Origin of the sequence: Asticcacaulis sp., assembly GCA_024707255.1 — a bacterium.
Classification (GTDB): Bacteria; Pseudomonadota; Alphaproteobacteria; order Caulobacterales; family Caulobacteraceae; genus Asticcacaulis.
The window spans coordinates 1,412,813-1,428,331 of record JANQAC010000001.1; the positions used below are offsets into that span (position 1 = coordinate 1,412,813).

Below are 15,519 nucleotides of genomic sequence, written 5' to 3' on the forward strand. Positions count from 1 at the left end.
GAACACGCATTTCACACATTTCCCGCACAGAACTGTGATACCGAACCACTGGTTATAGCCGGTATGAAATGGTAAAAGTTGATCCGTCATCCAGGTTCGACCGGGTGGCCCGCCGGTATCAGGCTATGCCCCGCCCGGACCGTGCGGAAAGGTCAAAAACGAGAGGCGGCGCACCATCCCCCCGGTGCGTCGGCCTCGAACCGAGACGCAAAGACCCCTTCCCCCCATAAAGGGTTTTTGCGCCAAAGCCGCCAGTCCCCCGCCGGATTGGCGGCTTTTTACTGGGCGATAGTCAGGGCTTCATTTTGTTTTGACATCAGCGAAAGTGGATCACGGAAAGGCACAGAAGAAGACGGAAATACACGGAATTCTTCGCATGGACACATCGCTGCGAAGCGTCCTTTTTCACGTCTCTTTCACAAGTATGTTGTCGCCTTCGGCACAAGGACACCAGCATACTCACATTCCGTGTATTTCCGTCTTCTTCTGTGCCTTTCCGTGATCTTCTAAAATGTTCGTCGCTTGAGCGCATTTCCGGACGCAAAGCGTTCGCAAGGGCAAGGCCCGCCCGAGCTGATGCGAGGAGGCCCGCGCCGTCTGAGCGCCAATAAAGTGATCACAAAATCCCGTTGCCTGAGCAACTTTGTAGTGAAACCGTTGCGGGCTTTTGTTAAAGATTGCGTCGCATACTCCGGCTCCATCTCGGCGCCTATAATAACGAACCGTGAACCGGCGCCACCCGGCACTCGCGGTCAGGATCAAGTGGAAATACACATGGACACGCTCATCCCCGGCGAAAGCCAATCTCCCTCGAAAGACGCCCTGACCAGGGCATTCATAGCCAGCCGGGGAGCGAAGGATTTCCTCAGGCTTGACGAGTGTGAGAAAAATTTTCTGACCCAGATACTGGAAGATTTCGACGCCGACGAACTGCCGGGCCTCGACGCCGGTGATCTCAATCGTATCATCGATGGCTTCTGGCAGTATGGCGCCCGGCGCGATGGCGCCCAGACCCTGCGGCGCATCATGCCGGTGCTCGATGGCCGAGGCCAGCCCACGGGATATGATGCGGTCGAGATTGTGCAGGGCGACTCGCCGTTCATCGTCGAAACGGTGATGGGTGAACTGATCGACCAGGGCGTCTCTATCCGCTCGATGTTCCATCCGGTGGTGACCACGCACCGTGATTTCGACGGCAACCGCAGCAAGACGGGCGATGATTCGAAAGAGTCGATGATGCTGGTCTTCATCGAGCGCCAAAGTGTTGAACGTCATACCCAGATCATTGATGGCATCGACCAGAGCCTGAACGACCTGAAGCTGGCGGTGCGCGATTTCCCGCGAATGCAGAAGCTTCTGGCCGATGAGATCGAGGCGCTCGAACGTCAGCGCACAAATCCCGGTATTGATACGGCGACCCTGGAGGAAAACCTCGCCTTCCTGCGCTGGATCGATGAGAACCATTTTGTTTTTCTGGGCGCCCGCGGCTATGCCTATCCACGCGCTGATGATGGATCATACGCCCGCGAGGAGCCGCTGAACCAGATGCAGGAAGGCTTCGGCGTGCTGCGCGATGCCAACCGCGCCGTGCTGCGGCGCTCAAGCGAGCCGGCGGTGCTCAGCCAGCAACTGATGACGCAACTGGAAAATTCCGAACCGGTGACGGTGGCCAAGGCCAATCTCAAGTCCCGCGTCCACCGCCGCGTCTATATGGATTATATCGGGGTGAAGCGTTATGGCTCCGATGGCAAGGCGTCCGGCGAAGTTCGCTTTGTCGGCCTTTTCACGTCTGAAGCCTATGACCGGCCAGCCTTCGAGGTGCCGCTTGTGCGTAAAAAGGCCGAGCATGTGCTGCATGAAGCGACGGCGCTGGGTCTCCAGGGCGGTTATAATGAAAAGCGCCTGAAGAACATCGTCGAGACCTATCCGCGCGACGAGTTATTCCAGATGACCGAGCAGGAATTGCTGCGTATCGCCCGCGGCATATTGCACCTCAGCGATCGTCCGCGCGTCAAGCTGTTTACCCGCACTGATCCTTTCGACCGTTTCATTTCGGTGATGCTCTATATTCCGCGTGAAATCTACCAGTCGCAGATGCAGAAACAGGCCGGAGACATTCTGGCGGCCGCGTGGTGTGGCCGGGTTTCGGCGTCCTACAGCTATATCTCGGATTCGCTGCTGTCCTGCATCCATTACATTATCGGCGTTACCCCCGGCGATCACTTCGATCCGAATATCGCCGATGTCGAGGCCGATATCGAGAATATCACCCGCACCTGGCCCCAAAAAGTCGAGGCGCAGGTGGCACGGCAGGAAAAGGCGGCGAAAGGTCTCAACTGGATGACCTGGGCGGCGGCTTTCCCCGCCGGCTACCAGGATCGCTATACGCCGGCCGAGGCCGTCATCGATACAACGGTTCTTAACGCGCTTTCGATCGATGCACCGGTCAATGTCCGGGCCTATCAGCGGCTGGAAGATTCTGAGAACATCTTCTGTTTCAAGCTCTATACCCGCGCCGAAAAGGCCATTCCGCTGTCGGATATCCTGCCGGTACTCGGCAATATGGGCGTGAAGACGCTGGAGGAATACGGCTATCACGTCCGTTCGGAGGCGATCGGCACCTACTGGGTGCATGAATTTATCCTGAAGCTGCCGCGCGGCCACGCCGGCGCCTTTGCCGATTTCCGTGACGAGTTCGAAGAGACCCTGCTGGCCCTGTGGTATGGCAAGACCGAGGATGATGGTTTCAACGCCCTGGCCCTGACCGGGCAATCGTGGCGCGAAGTCGCCCTGTTGCGCGCTTTCTGCCGCTATCGCGTCCAGTCGGGCCTCGACCCCAGCCTCGATATCCAGCAAGCGGCCCTGCGCGAAAATCCCCAGGTGGTCGAGGCCCTGCTGGCGCTTTTCAATGCCAAGTTCGCCCTGGATGGCGGCGACGCGAAACTGCGCCTGACCGCCGTGGAAGCGGCCACACAAAATATCGATACCCTGCTGCAAAAGGTCGCCAGCCTCGATCATGACCGCGTTCTGCGCCGCCTGGCCGCGCTGATCGGCGCCATGCGGCGCACCAACTATTTCCAGACGGGAACGGACGGCAATCCCAAGCCCTATATTTCCTTCAAGGTGGCCAGCCGCGAACTGGCTGACCTGCCTGAACCCAAGCCTTATCGTGAAATTTTCATCTGGTCGCCGGGCGTCGAAGGCGTCCACCTGCGCTTCGGTCCGGTGGCGCGCGGGGGTCTGCGCTGGTCCGATCGCAAGGATGACTTCCGCACAGAGGTGCTGGGCCTGGTCAAGGCGCAGCAGGTCAAGAATGCGGTCATTGTGCCGGTCGGCTCGAAAGGCGGCTTCTTCCCGAAGAAACTGCCTAAGACTGGCACGCCAGACGAGGTGAAAAACGCCGCCATCATCGCTTACAAAACCTTCCTGTCGGGCCTCCTTGATCTCACCGATAATCTTGATGGCAAGGGAAATATCGTGCCGCCGGCCGATGTCATCCGCTGGGACGATCCCGATCCGTATCTGGTCGTTGCCGCCGACAAGGGTACGGCCACCTTCTCCGACATCGCCAATGGCGTATCGGCCGATTACAATTTCTGGCTGGGCGACGCGTTCGCCTCGGGCGGATCGGTCGGTTACGACCACAAAGCCATGGGGATTACGGCGCGCGGCGCCTGGGAAGCGGTCAAGCGCCACTTCCGCGAAATGGGCAAGGATATCCAGTCGGAAACCTTCACGGTGGCCGGTGTCGGCGATATGTCGGGCGATGTCTTCGGCAACGGCATGTTGCTGTCCGAAAAGACGCTTCTGGTCGCCGCCTTCGATCACCGCGATATCTTTATTGATCCCAGTCCCGATCCGGCCAGATCGTTCGCCGAACGCCAGCGCATGTTTGCCCTGCCGCGCTCAAGCTGGCAGGATTACAACAAGGACCTGATCTCGAAGGGCGGCGGTGTCTTCCCGCGCAGTCAGAAATCGATCCCGCTGTCACCGGAAATCAAGGCGCTGCTTGATCTAGAGGCCAACGAAGTATCACCTTTCGAGCTGATGCAGGCCATTCTGAAGGCGCGCGTCGAACTGCTCTATTTCGGTGGTATCGGCACCTATATCAAGGCGCCGGCACAAGCGCACCTTGACGTAGGTGACAAGGCCAATGACGCCATCCGCATCGATGGCAATGAGGTGCGCGCCAGGGTCATAGGCGAAGGCGCCAATCTGGGCGTGACCCAGGCCGGACGGATATCCTGTGCCGAAAATGGCGTGCGGCTGAATACCGACGCCATCGATAATTCCGCCGGCGTCGATTGCTCCGACCACGAGGTCAATATCAAGATCCTGCTCAGCCAGGTCATCGCCTCCGGCAAGCTGAAACCGGAGGCGCGTGATGACCTGCTGGCCAGCATGACCGACGATGTGGCCCGCCATGTGCTGAAGCACAATTACGACCAGACGCTGGCCCTGTCGCTCCAGGAAGCGACCTCGGCCGAGGACAACAGCGCGCAACAGGCGTTCATGTCGGGCCTCGAAAAGCGCGGCCGTCTCGATCGCAAGGTCGAGGGCCTGCCGGCCAATTCGGTGCTGGAGGCGCGCAAAACCGCCGGCCATGGCCTGTATCGCCCGGAACTGGCGGTCATCACCGCCTACGCCAAGCTGGTATTGTTCGATGATATCGTGGCGGGTGATGCGCCGGATGATGCCGGACTTGAACCGGTGCTGGTGCGCTATTTCCCGCCGGCTTTGCACGGCTATACCGACGCCATCCGCAAGCATCGCCTGCATCGTGAAATCATCGCCACGGTGGTGAGCAACGAAATCGTCAATGTCTGCGGACCGAGCTTCGCCATGCGCCTGACCCACGGCGCTGGCGTAGATACCTCGGCCCTGGTGCGGGCGTTCGAGGCCACGCGTCAGTTGTTCGGTATCAATGTGCTGTGGAGCGAGGTCAACGCGCTCGACAATCAGATACCGGCAGAGGCGCAGACCGCGCTTTACAGCGATCTGGCCAGCTTTGTCCGCCACCAGACCTACTGGATCGCGCGACGTCATGCCGGGCAGACCATCGATCTGGCCGCCATGCTGAAACCTTATGCGGAAGGGCTTTCGAATCTGCTGGCCCGAGGGGGATGCGGCCTTTACCGGCGCTATCAAGGCCCGCTTGGCCGATCGCGTGGCGGAACTGGAAGCGCTGGGTTGCCCGGCCGATCTGGCGGCGCGGATCACGCGCCTCAGCGCCTTCCACCATGCGTCGGATATCATCGACCTGGCGGCGGAAAAGAAAAAAGCCGCTCGACAGGACGGCGGAGCTTTATTTCCTGACCGGCGCGCATTTCGGCTTTGACGGTCTGCAGGCCGGCGCCGGCAATCTGGCCTCCCACGATCCATGGGACCGCATGGCCACCCGCCGTTTGATCGAGGATGTGCTGGCCGAGCAGAAAACGGTGGTGAAGACCATGATGGCCCGCATGTCGCCCTCTGAAAGCCCGGCCCAGATCATCGAGAACTGGGAAACCGAAAACAAGACGCTGATCGAGCCGTTGCAGCAGATGATGGCTGACATGGAAACCGGCGGCTGGAGCTTCGCCAAGCTGACCATCGTCAATGCCCTGCTGCGCGAATGGGCGGCGAAGTTGTAGTAAGGTTTAACCACGGATAGACATGGATGATGGCCTTTGGCCATCTGCACGGATCAGCACGGATATCTTTGTTTTGACCCTGTTGTGGGTCTATGGCGGCTATTTTTGGTTGTCATGAAATCCGTGTTTATCCGTGTGGCCGCGCAGCGGCATCCGTGCGGATGCGCTTGCGCATCATCCGTGGTTAGACTTACGGCCCAGCCTCTGCTGAACATACCCCTTGTCATCCCGGCGCTTTAGGCCCATTTACGGCTCAGTTAAAGCTCAAGGCCCAGTCATGTTTATCCAGACCGAATCCACCCCGAACCCCGATGTCATCAAATTCATCCCAGGCGAGGTCGTGCTTGAGAGCGGCACGAAGGAATTCCGCACGGTCGAAGACGCGAAAGCCTCCCCCTCTGGCCGAGAGCCTGTTTGCGCTCGATGGCGTAGCCGGATTGTTCTTCGGCGGCGATTTCCTGACGGTGCGGCGTTCGCCGGACTCGGACCTGATCTGGGCCCAGCTCAAGCCGCCGATCCTGGCCGCCATCATGGACTTCTACTCCAGCGGCCAGCCGATCCTGCGCGAAGTCACCGCCAAGGACGAGATCGTCTATGAGGGTGAATTGGGCCAGATCGTCGCTGAAATCAAGGATCTGCTCGATACACGTGTCCGCCCGGCGGTGGCCCAGGATGGTGGCGATATCGAATTTGACAGCTTCGATCTCGATTCCGGCACGCTTTACCTGCATATGCGCGGCGCCTGCTCCGGTTGCCCGTCGTCTTCTGCCACCCTGCGTCAGGGCGTCGAAAGCCTGATGAAGCACTATGTGCCAGAAGTGAAGTCCATCGAGCAGGTGCTGTAATTGGCTCTGCGGCTGGTCATCGACACGTCGCTGAACGCCTGCGGCCTGGGGCTGTTTGATGGTGAGACCTGCCTGTTTGACATCACCGAGGGCATGACGCGCGGCCAACAGGAACGCCTGCCGGTTATGGCGCTGGAAGCGTTTCAGGCGACGGGGATCAAAGCCAAAGGCCTGACCGCTATAGCAGTTACTCTTGGCCCGGGCTCCTTTACCGGCGTCCGGGTTGGCCTGTCCTTCGCTAAGGGTTTGGCGGCGGGCGCGGGCGTGCCGTTGAAGGGTATCGGCACACTGGAGGCGCTCGGCCATCACGCGGAGCTGCGGGATAAAATCCGTCTGGCGGTGGTGAACGGCGGCCGCGGGCAGATTTACGTCCAGCGGTTTCCGCAAGGCGTGCCGGTCACGCTCGATGTCCATGCGCCGGAGGCCATAGCCGAATTTGCAGCCGCGAATCCTGTCAATATCCTGACCGGTCCGGCCGCCGCGCTCCTTGCCGACTATTGGCCCGAAGCCGATGAATTCCCCCAAACGTGGCCATCGCTTGACGCCATTTCAAAGCTGGCCGTAGATGCGGGCCACGATGATTTGACCCCGCTCTATATGCGCGAAGCCGATGCCATTGCCTCGACCCGCGGTATTATCAGCCTGAACGCCTGACGCTTATGACACTGATCCGCCAGCTTGACGCGCCGTCCATGCAACTGGAGCACATCCATACGCGGTGCTTTGATTATGGCTGGAGCGAAGGGGTTTTCGCCGACCTGCTGATCAAGCCGCACCATCGCACCTATGTTTTCGAGGTCGAGGGCGAGATCGTCAGCTTCGTGGTGATGACGGTGGTGGCCGGTGAGGGCGAAATCCTGACCATCTGCACCGATCCGGATTTCCAGAAACGCGGTTTGGCGCGGATGCTGCTTCAGCAGGTCATCAAGGCCCTGCGGGAAGAGGGCGCAGAATCGCTGTTCCTGGAGGTGGCCATCGATAATCCGGCGGCGCTGCGCCTCTATGAAAGCGTCGGTTTCAAAAAGACCGGCCGGCGGAAAGCCTATTACAGCCGCAAGGACAAACCGCCGGTGGACGCCCATATCTTGAGGCTTGCGCTCTGAGGCGCAACACCATACATTTGCGGGACTTTTTGCCTATACCGGAGCTTACGGCCATGGACCGCATAGAACAACAATGCATTGAAAAAGGTATGCGAATGACCGACCAGCGCCGGGTTGTGGCGCGTGTTTTGTCGGCGGCCGAAGACCATCCGGATGTCGAAGAACTGTATCATCGCGCCGCCGCGGTTGATCCCAACATCTCGCTGGCGACGGTTTACCGCACGGTGCGCCTGTTTGAAGAGGCTGGTGTGGTCGAGCGTCATGATTTTGGTGATGGCCGTTCGCGCTATGAAGAAGCCGGCAGTGATCACCATGATCACCTCATCAATATCAAGACGGGACAGGTAATTGAATTTTTCGATGCCGAAATCGAGAAGATGAAGGAGGCCTTGGCGGAAAAACTGGGCTACAAACTGGTCGGCCATAAACTGGAGCTTTATGGGGTGCCATTAGGCGAAGAGAAATAAAGGTTTTGCAGGGGTGCAGGAGGCTGTGCCTCCTGCATACCTTGAATTTCTGTCCACAAACGACCATAACGCCCTGATGAACGATCACGCCCCCTTAAAGAAGCTCCACATCAAGACTTACGGCTGTCAGATGAACGTCTATGACAGCGAGCGCATGGTCGATATCCTGCGGCCGTTGGGCTATGAGGTGTCGGACAAGGCTGAAGGGGCTGATCTGGTTCTGCTCAATACCTGCCATATCCGCGAAAAGGCCGCCGAAAAGGTCTATTCCGAGATCGGCCGCCTGCGTGAAATGCGTGAGGAAAAGGAAGCGCGCGGTGAAGGGCGCATGACCATCGCCGTCGCCGGCTGCGTGGCCCAGGCCGAGGGCAAGGAAATCATGAACCGCGCCCCGGCGGTCGATCTGGTGGTTGGTCCGCAGGCTTACCACCAGTTGCCGGAACTGATTGCCCGCACCCACCGTTCCAAGGGGGAGCGCCTCTCCGCCGATTTCGCGCCGGAAGCCAAGTTCGACGCCCTGACTGTTGATCGCACCGTCTCCGGCCCGGCCGCCTTCCTGACTGTGCAGGAGGGTTGCGACAAGTTCTGCACCTTCTGTGTGGTGCCCTATACACGCGGCGCCGAATGGTCACGCCCGGTCCAGTCGATCCTCGATGAAGCAAAGGCGCTGGCTGCCAAGGGCGTGCGCGAGCTGACCCTGCTCGGCCAGAACGTCAACGCCTATAACGGTCTCGATGCCGATGGGGCGGAATCGACACTGGCGAAACTGATGTATGCCCTCGCCGATATCGAAGGTATTGACCGCCTGCGCTATACGACCTCACACCCGAACGACATGGGGCAAGACCTGATCGACGCGCACCGTGATCTGCCCGCCGTCATGCCTTACCTGCACCTGCCCGTGCAGTCCGGTTCCGACAAGATCCTGCGCGCCATGAACCGCAAGCACGGCCGGCAAGCTTATTTTGACCTGATCGACCGCATCAAAGCGGCACGGCCTGACCTGGCGCTTTCCGGCGATTTCATCGTCGGTTTCCCCGGTGAGACCGACAAGGATTTCGAGGATACGCTCGATCTGATCCGCCGCGTCGGTTACGCCTCGGCCTTCTCGTTCAAATATTCGCCGCGTCCGGGTACGCCCGCCGCCGGTATGCCCGGTCAGGTGCCGGATGAGGTAGCCGATGCCCGCCTGCACACCCTGCAGGCCCTGATCATCGAACAGCAGCAGTCGTTCAAGGAAAAGCTGATCGGTCAGACCCTGGATATCCTGTTTGACAAGCCGGGCCGTTTGGCGGGTCAGGCCATCGGTCGCTCGCCCTACCTGCAATCGGTGTTCGTTGAAGATGCCGCCCATCTGATCGGGCAGATTCACAAGGTGAAGATCATCGCCAACAGCAATAACAGCCTGAAGGGTGAACTCGCCTGATGGCCGCCGTGAAGGACGATTTCATCAATCTGACCGACCCCTGTGTTCTCGCCGTGGTCGGGCCTTCAGAGCGTTATCTCGCCATGATCGAGGGCGCCTTCAAGGTGCTGGTCGAGATGCCGGGCGGCGGTCTGGTCGTCTCCGGTGATGCCCGCGCGCGCCAGAAAGCCAAGGCAGTCATCGTGACCCTCGCTGATATGTATGACCAGGGCATCGATATAACCGAGGACGATGTCCGCCGTCTGATCAACCAGCCGCAACTGACGGGCGGCAAGTCCGAAAAGACTCAGTCCGCCGTACCGCTCGATCAGCGCAACACAATCGTCATGGGCCGGCACGGCGCCATCGCCGCGAAAACCGCCGGTCAGGCGACCTATCTCCATGAACTGGCCTCCAACGACCTAGTATTCGCCCTGGGTCCGGCGGGCTCCGGCAAGACCTTCCTTGCTGTAGCGCATGGCGTTTCCCTGCTGCTCAAGGGGGCTGTCGACAAGCTGATCATCACCCGTCCGGCGGTCGAGGCCGGCGAACGGCTGGGTTTCCTGCCGGGTGACCTCAATGAGAAGATCGACCCCTACCTGACGCCGATCTGGGGCGCCCTCGATGATATATTGGGGCCGCAGCTTCTGGCCAAGAAGCGCGAGACCAGGGAAATCGAGGTGGCGCCGCTGGCCTATATGCGCGGCCGCACGCTCTCCTATGCCTATGTCATCATCGACGAGGCGCAGAACACCACGCGGATGCAGATGAAGATGATCCTGACCCGCCTCGGCGAAGGCTCGAAGATGGTCGTCACCGGTGATCCGTCGCAGATCGACCTGCCTAATCGCGGTGACAGCGGCCTGGTCCATGCCGTTCATCTGCTTGATCAGGTCGAAGGTGTCGGCAAGGCCGAACTCAAGGCCGAGGATATCGTCCGCCACGAACTGGTGGCGCGTATCGTCCGGGCTTATGATAATGAGTATAAGAGTTGATGGCGAATATGGATGAAAACTATATTCGCTATTTAGCGCCCAATCGGGCGCCGCGCCTGATGGCGCGCACCCGCGTAGCGCCGAACACAGTGAGGTTAGCGTGAGCGAAAAAATGCCGAACGAAATTCCCCACCTTATCGATATTGAAGTCGAAGAAGACGGCTGGCTCGATGTCTTGCCGGATGCCCGGTCAGTGGTTGAAACCGGCATATTGGCGGCGCTCAACGCCGTTGATGTGACCGAACAGACCGATATTGTCGTGCTGCTGTGCGATGATGCCGAGATGAAATCGCTCAACAAGGAATATCGCCAGAAGAACGCGCCCACCAATGTGCTCAGCTTCCCAGCCCCGAAAATGAAGGGCATGGCGCATCTGGGCGATATCGCGCTCGGTCTGGAAACCTGTGTGCGCGAGGCCGCCGAACAGCAGAAGACACTGAAAAATCATGTCCTTCATCTGTCTGTGCATGGCGCTTTGCATTTATTGGGTTATGATCACATGACTGACGAAGAGGCGGAAGAGATGGAAAATCTCGAACGCGATATTCTGAAAAGCCTCAATGTCGCCGATCCTTATGGACCTGAACACACACATGGCTGAGCCAGACGACGCGCCTCGCAAGTCTTTTCTATCCTTTTTCCGGATCAGGCCTAAGCCGGCGGAAAAATCCGGCACGGACTCCATTGAGAGCGAAAACAGCGCCGCCGCCGCGGCCAACCTGATCGATCACGCCCGCGCTTTTCAGTCCTTGAGCGTCGCCGATGTCATGACGCCGCGTGTTGATATCGTCGCCATCGAACTATCGAGTACGCTTGCCGATGTTGTGCGCATCTGCATCGAGAGCGAACATTCGCGCCTGCCGATCTATCGGGATGGGCTGGATGATCCGGTCGGTGTCGTCCATATCAAGGATGTTCTCAAGCTGCTGGCCCCGGAGCCGGGCCGCGCGGCGCCGAACTGGGCCGAACCGGTGCTGCACCGCCTGCGCCGTGAACTACTTTATGTCCCCTCCTCCATGACCACGGCCGATCTGATGCTGCGGATGCAGGCCCAGCGCATCCATATGGCGCTGGTGATCGATGAATTCGGCGGCACGGATGGCCTGGTGACGCTCGAAGACCTGATCGAGGCCGTGGTCGGCAATATAGACGACGAATATGACGAGGCCGGCGATGAGGAAATGCGCGAGCTTCCCAATGGCCAATATGAGATCGATGGCCGCGTCGAGCTGGTGACGCTGGAGGAAAAGCTCGGCCTAAAGCTCTATCCGGAAGAATCCGAGGAAGAAATCGACACCCTGGCCGGGCTGGTGGCGGTGCTGGCGGGGCGCGTGCCCCAGCGCGGCGAGGTCGTGCCTTATGCCGATGCCGGCTTCGATATCGAGGTGCTCGATGCCGATCCCCGCCGTATCAAGCGTCTGCGCCTGCATCGCCGGCTGCCGGCGCCGGCACCCGGCGATATCACGGCCGCCAATGACTAGACTGGCCGCGTTTCTGAAACACCCCTTTCTGGCGCCGGTGGTCACCTTCATGGGCGATCCGCGCAAGCGCCCGCGTATGTTGGCGGCGATATCCGGCCTGCTGATTGCCTTCGCGCAGCCGCCGTTTGGTTTCCTGCCCGGCCTGCTTGGCTATGGCTTGTTGCTCTATGCGCTGGAATGTCATCTCGGTAACTGGCCGAAACGGACCGCCTTCTTCATGGGCTGGCTGGCCGGCTTCTGTTACTTCCTTGTCTCGTGCTTCTGGGTGGCGGAAGCCTTCCTGGTCGATGCCGAAACCTATGGCTGGATGGCCATTCCCGCCGCCACGCTGCTGCCTGCCGGTATCGGCCTGTTCTGGGGCGGATTCGCGGTGCTTTACCTGAAGCTGGCGCCTAAGGGCTGGATCAGGTTCGTCTTCTTCGCGGCCCTGTTTTCGGTGTTTGAAATGACGCGCGGCATGGTGCTTTCGGGATTTCCGTGGAATCCGGCCGGATCGACCTGGAAAGCGGGCAGCGCCATGTCGCAGATGGCGGCTTATGTCGGGGTCTATGGCTTGGGCTTCGTCACTGTGCTGGCCTTCTCAAGTGTCGGCGTGATCCGGAGCGGAAAGGGCGCTGCGGGTTATGCGCCGACGATTTTCGGTGCGCTGACGCTTCTGGGCTGTTTCAGCGTCGGTCAGGTGCGGCTGATAACCACCCATGTCGGCGATATCGGTTACGCCATCCGCTACGTGCAGCCGGCGGTCAGCCAGGCCGCCAAGTGGGACAATGCCAATTTCAGCCACCTATTCTTTTCTTATATCGGCCTGAGCAAGGCGCCGCCCAAGCCCGGTCATCGCGCGCCGGACCTGATCATCTGGCCGGAAGGCGCGCTGCCGATCATGTGGGAACAACTGATGGACCCGCGAACGGGCACGGTCGAGGACATGGCCGATCTGCTGACCGATGGCCAGTCCCTGCTGATCGGCACATCCCGCGAAGACGGTAAGACGGCGGCGGGCAAGCCGATCTACCGCAATTCGATGCTGGCCCTGCACCGCGAAAATGGTCGGACCCGCATCATCGGGTCATACAACAAGTTCAAGCTCGTGCCATTCGGTGAATTTACGCCCTATCAGGATATCCTTAATCCGCTTGGCATGTCGGCCCTGACGCATTTCGATGACAGCTTTACGCCCGGCGAACGCACGCGTCCGCACAGCTTCCCAGGCATACCCAGGGTTTTGCCGCTGATTTGCTACGAAGGTATATTCCCGGCGCTGGATATGACCAGTTACAGACCAAACGACATAATGCGGCCCAAATGGATCATTAACATCTCCAACGACGCCTGGTTCGGCCCGACGACAGGACCGGTGCAGCACCTCAACCTCGCCAGCTTCCGCGCCATTGAGGAAGGGCTGCCCATGATTCGATCAACCCCCACGGGAATATCGGGCGTTATAGATCCCCTGGGAAGAGTTGTTCCGGGCACGGCAATAGGTTTAGGTGTAGCGGGATACATGGACGTAACTTTACCAGGCGAGGCAAATGTTACCGCTTTTGCACAACAGAGGTATGTTTATCCTGTGTTTGCTATCATGCTTTGCTTGAGCCTGATTGTTTTTAGCGGGACTTTTTCTGTCGGAAACCGGCCTTTATCTGCGAAAAAACGGGCCTGATTGCAAAAAGATGTAGCCCAAAGTGAACAGTTTCGCTATGCGCTAGCGTATAATATACAGTTTGGCCGGTCTTCCCCATCGGCCAGGTAAAAAGTAAGAGGCTTAAGTTGGACGATAATTTGAAGGCTGAACGCGGCCCGAACCCCGTCGATCTGCACGTCGGCGCCCGCGTCAGAATGCGCCGCAAGTTCCTGGGCATGAGCCAGGAAGGCCTTGCCGAGACCATCGCACTAACATTCCAGCAGGTGCAGAAGTATGAGCGCGGCTCCAACCGTATCAGCGCCTCGAAGCTTTGGGAAATTGCCAAGGCCCTCAAGGCGCCGGTGGCCTATTTCTTTGAAGGCTATGGTGAAAATGAAGCGGTCGAGGGCTTCTCGGAATCGGAATCCGAACAGTTCGTTCATGGTTTCCTGATGACGACCGAGGGCATCGAACTGGCCGAAGCCTTTCCGCGCATCAAAAACGCCAAGCACCGCCGCCGCATCCTCGAACTGGTGCGCAGCCTCGCCGAAGACGACGACGCGTAAGCTGTCGGTTTGGAACTGCCAGATGAACAAGGCCCCGCTTTTCCGGAAGCGGGGCCTTTTTTGTCCGAAACAGACGGGCGTCACAGGACAATATTTAAAAAGACGCTTGATCATATAAACATATCTTTATATGGTTATGAGGAATGCGAAAGCCTTGCTGAAAGTTCCGAACCATGCGCCCCAACTATATCTTCACCAGCGAAAGTGTCTCCGAAGGCCATCCCGACAAGGTTGCCGACCGTATTTCGGACGTCGTGGTCGATGCCTTTCTGGCGCGTGATCCGGAAGCGCGCGTGGCGTGTGAAACCCTGGTAACGACCAATCGTATCGTTCTGGCGGGTGAGGTACGCGCCGGCGATGACCAGATCGAGGAGATCATTGGCGGCCTGGAAGAAAAAGGTGCGCCATGCCGTCAAGGATATCGGCTACGCGCAGAAGGGCTTCCACTGGGCCATGGCTGACTATGCCTGCCACCTGCACGCCCAGTCGGCCGATATCGCCCAGGGTGTCGATTCCGGCGACAACAAGGACGAAGGCGCCGGCGACCAGGGCATCATGTTCGGTTACGCGACGGACGAAACCGAGGAACTGACCCCTGCCCCGCTGCAATGGTCGCACAATATCCTGCGCCGCCTGGCCCAGGCCCGTCACGCCGGCGAACATCGCCTGGAGCCGGATGCCAAAAGCCAGGTGACCGTCCAGTATGAAAACGGCGTGCCGTCGCGCATCCTGAAGATCCTTGTCTCGCACCAGCATCAGGACGGCCTGACACCTTCGGATGTCGAAGCGATTATCAAGCCCTATGCCCTTGAAGTCCTGCCCACCGGCATGGTGACGGCCGATACCGAGTGGCTGGTCAATCCGACCGGCAATTTCGTCATCGGCGGCCCGGATGGCGACGCCGGCCTGACCGGACGCAAGATCATCGTCGATACCTATGGCGGTGCGGCCCCCCATGGCGGCGGCGCCTTTTCCGGCAAGGATCCGACCAAGGTCGATCGCTCGGCCGCCTATGCCCTGCGCTATCTGGCGAAGAACGTCGTGGCCGCCGGCCTGGCCAAGAAGTGTACCCTGCAGGTGTCCTACGCCATCGGGGTGTCGCGGCCGTTATCCTTCTATGTCGATACCCACGGTACCGGACAGGTTTCGGAGGAAAAACTGGAGGAAATCCTGCCGGAGCTGATCGGCGGCCTGACTCCGAAATCGATCCGCCTGCACCTCGGTCTCAACAAGCCAATCTATGAGCGCACCACGGCCTATGGTCACTTCGGCCAGAAGCCCGATGCCGATGGCGGTTTCTCCTGGGAAAATACCGATCTGGTCGAGGCGCTCAAAGGCGCATTCTGATCAATTCACTTTGGCAAAAAGAACGGAGGGGGTTATACGGCGCCGTATAATCTCCT

11 protein-coding genes and 2 pseudogenes are annotated in these 15,519 nt (G+C 59.4%); all 13 read left to right on the forward strand.

Features of this window, described 5'->3' with window-relative positions; genetic code table 11:
* Positions 1-774 precede the first annotated feature (774 nt).
* The 13 genes and pseudogenes from NVV72_06820 to metK all read left to right on the forward strand — a co-directional run bounded on the left by NVV72_06820 (position 775) and on the right by metK (position 15,463).
* Positions 775-5,316 carry an NAD-glutamate dehydrogenase gene (locus tag NVV72_06820; GenBank protein ID MCR6659056.1) on the forward strand — a complete coding sequence of 1,514 codons (4,542 nt, stop codon included), beginning with the start codon at positions 775-777 and terminating at the stop codon, positions 5,314-5,316.
* Entirely contained in the window at positions 5,241-5,633 is a 393-nt protein-coding gene (locus NVV72_06825) for an NAD-glutamate dehydrogenase (GenBank protein ID MCR6659057.1), read from the forward strand. The genes NVV72_06820 and NVV72_06825 overlap by 76 nt, the downstream gene beginning before the upstream one ends.
* A 277-nt stretch (positions 5,634-5,910) precedes the next feature.
* Positions 5,911-6,478: pseudogene (locus NVV72_06830) on the forward strand (NifU family protein).
* Complete coding sequence (gene tsaB / locus NVV72_06835) at positions 6,479-7,132, forward strand: tRNA (adenosine(37)-N6)-threonylcarbamoyltransferase complex dimerization subunit type 1 TsaB (protein ID MCR6659058.1); 654 nt, start codon at positions 6,479-6,481, stop codon at positions 7,130-7,132.
* 5 nt (positions 7,133-7,137) lie between these two features.
* Positions 7,138-7,581 (forward strand): ribosomal protein S18-alanine N-acetyltransferase, encoded by a 444-nt coding sequence (gene rimI, locus NVV72_06840; protein ID MCR6659059.1) that lies wholly within the window; start codon positions 7,138-7,140, stop codon positions 7,579-7,581.
* Between the two features lie 53 nt (positions 7,582-7,634).
* The gene (locus tag NVV72_06845) at positions 7,635-8,048 is read left to right on the forward strand and encodes a transcriptional repressor (GenBank protein MCR6659060.1); all 414 of its coding nucleotides are present in this window, start codon (positions 7,635-7,637) and stop codon (positions 8,046-8,048) included.
* Between the two features lie 76 nt (positions 8,049-8,124).
* The gene (gene miaB / locus NVV72_06850; protein ID MCR6659061.1) at positions 8,125-9,474 is read left to right on the forward strand and encodes a tRNA (N6-isopentenyl adenosine(37)-C2)-methylthiotransferase MiaB; all 1,350 of its coding nucleotides are present in this window, start codon (positions 8,125-8,127) and stop codon (positions 9,472-9,474) included.
* Positions 9,474-10,448 carry a PhoH family protein gene (locus tag NVV72_06855; GenBank protein ID MCR6659062.1) on the forward strand — a complete coding sequence of 325 codons (975 nt, stop codon included), beginning with the start codon at positions 9,474-9,476 and terminating at the stop codon, positions 10,446-10,448. The genes miaB and NVV72_06855 overlap by 1 nt, the downstream gene beginning before the upstream one ends.
* A gap of 124 nt (positions 10,449-10,572) precedes the next feature.
* The gene (gene ybeY, locus NVV72_06860; protein ID MCR6659063.1) at positions 10,573-11,049 is read left to right on the forward strand and encodes an rRNA maturation RNase YbeY; all 477 of its coding nucleotides are present in this window, start codon (positions 10,573-10,575) and stop codon (positions 11,047-11,049) included.
* On the forward strand, positions 11,009-11,929 hold the full coding sequence (locus NVV72_06865; protein MCR6659064.1) for a hemolysin family protein: 921 nt from the start codon (positions 11,009-11,011) through the stop codon (positions 11,927-11,929). The genes ybeY and NVV72_06865 overlap by 41 nt, the downstream gene beginning before the upstream one ends.
* Complete coding sequence (lnt, locus tag NVV72_06870; protein MCR6659065.1) at positions 11,922-13,589, forward strand: apolipoprotein N-acyltransferase; 1,668 nt, start codon at positions 11,922-11,924, stop codon at positions 13,587-13,589. Before NVV72_06865 ends, lnt begins: the two co-directional genes overlap by 8 nt.
* Positions 13,590-13,696: 107 nt before the next feature.
* Positions 13,697-14,116, forward strand: a complete 420-nt coding sequence (locus tag NVV72_06875; GenBank protein ID MCR6659066.1) for a helix-turn-helix domain-containing protein — start codon at positions 13,697-13,699, stop codon at positions 14,114-14,116.
* Positions 14,117-14,289: 173 nt separating this feature from the next.
* Positions 14,290-15,463: pseudogene (gene metK, locus NVV72_06880) on the forward strand (methionine adenosyltransferase).
* The last annotated feature ends 56 nt before the right edge of the window (positions 15,464-15,519 follow it).

Coding starts and splice junctions, on each gene's coding strand:
- NVV72_06855 (MCR6659062.1), top strand. CDS start 9,474: ATGGCCGCCGTGAAGGACGATTTCATCAATCTGACCGACCCCTGTGTT.
- NVV72_06820 (MCR6659056.1), top strand. CDS start 775: ATGGACACGCTCATCCCCGGCGAAAGCCAATCTCCCTCGAAAGACGCC.
- rimI (MCR6659059.1), top strand. CDS start 7,138: ATGACACTGATCCGCCAGCTTGACGCGCCGTCCATGCAACTGGAGCAC.
- NVV72_06865 (MCR6659064.1), top strand. CDS start 11,009: ATGTCGCCGATCCTTATGGACCTGAACACACACATGGCTGAGCCAGAC.
- lnt (MCR6659065.1), top strand. CDS start 11,922: ATGACTAGACTGGCCGCGTTTCTGAAACACCCCTTTCTGGCGCCGGTG.
- NVV72_06825 (MCR6659057.1), top strand. CDS start 5,241: ATGCGTCGGATATCATCGACCTGGCGGCGGAAAAGAAAAAAGCCGCTC.
- miaB (MCR6659061.1), top strand. CDS start 8,125: ATGAACGATCACGCCCCCTTAAAGAAGCTCCACATCAAGACTTACGGC.
- NVV72_06845 (MCR6659060.1), top strand. CDS start 7,635: ATGGACCGCATAGAACAACAATGCATTGAAAAAGGTATGCGAATGACC.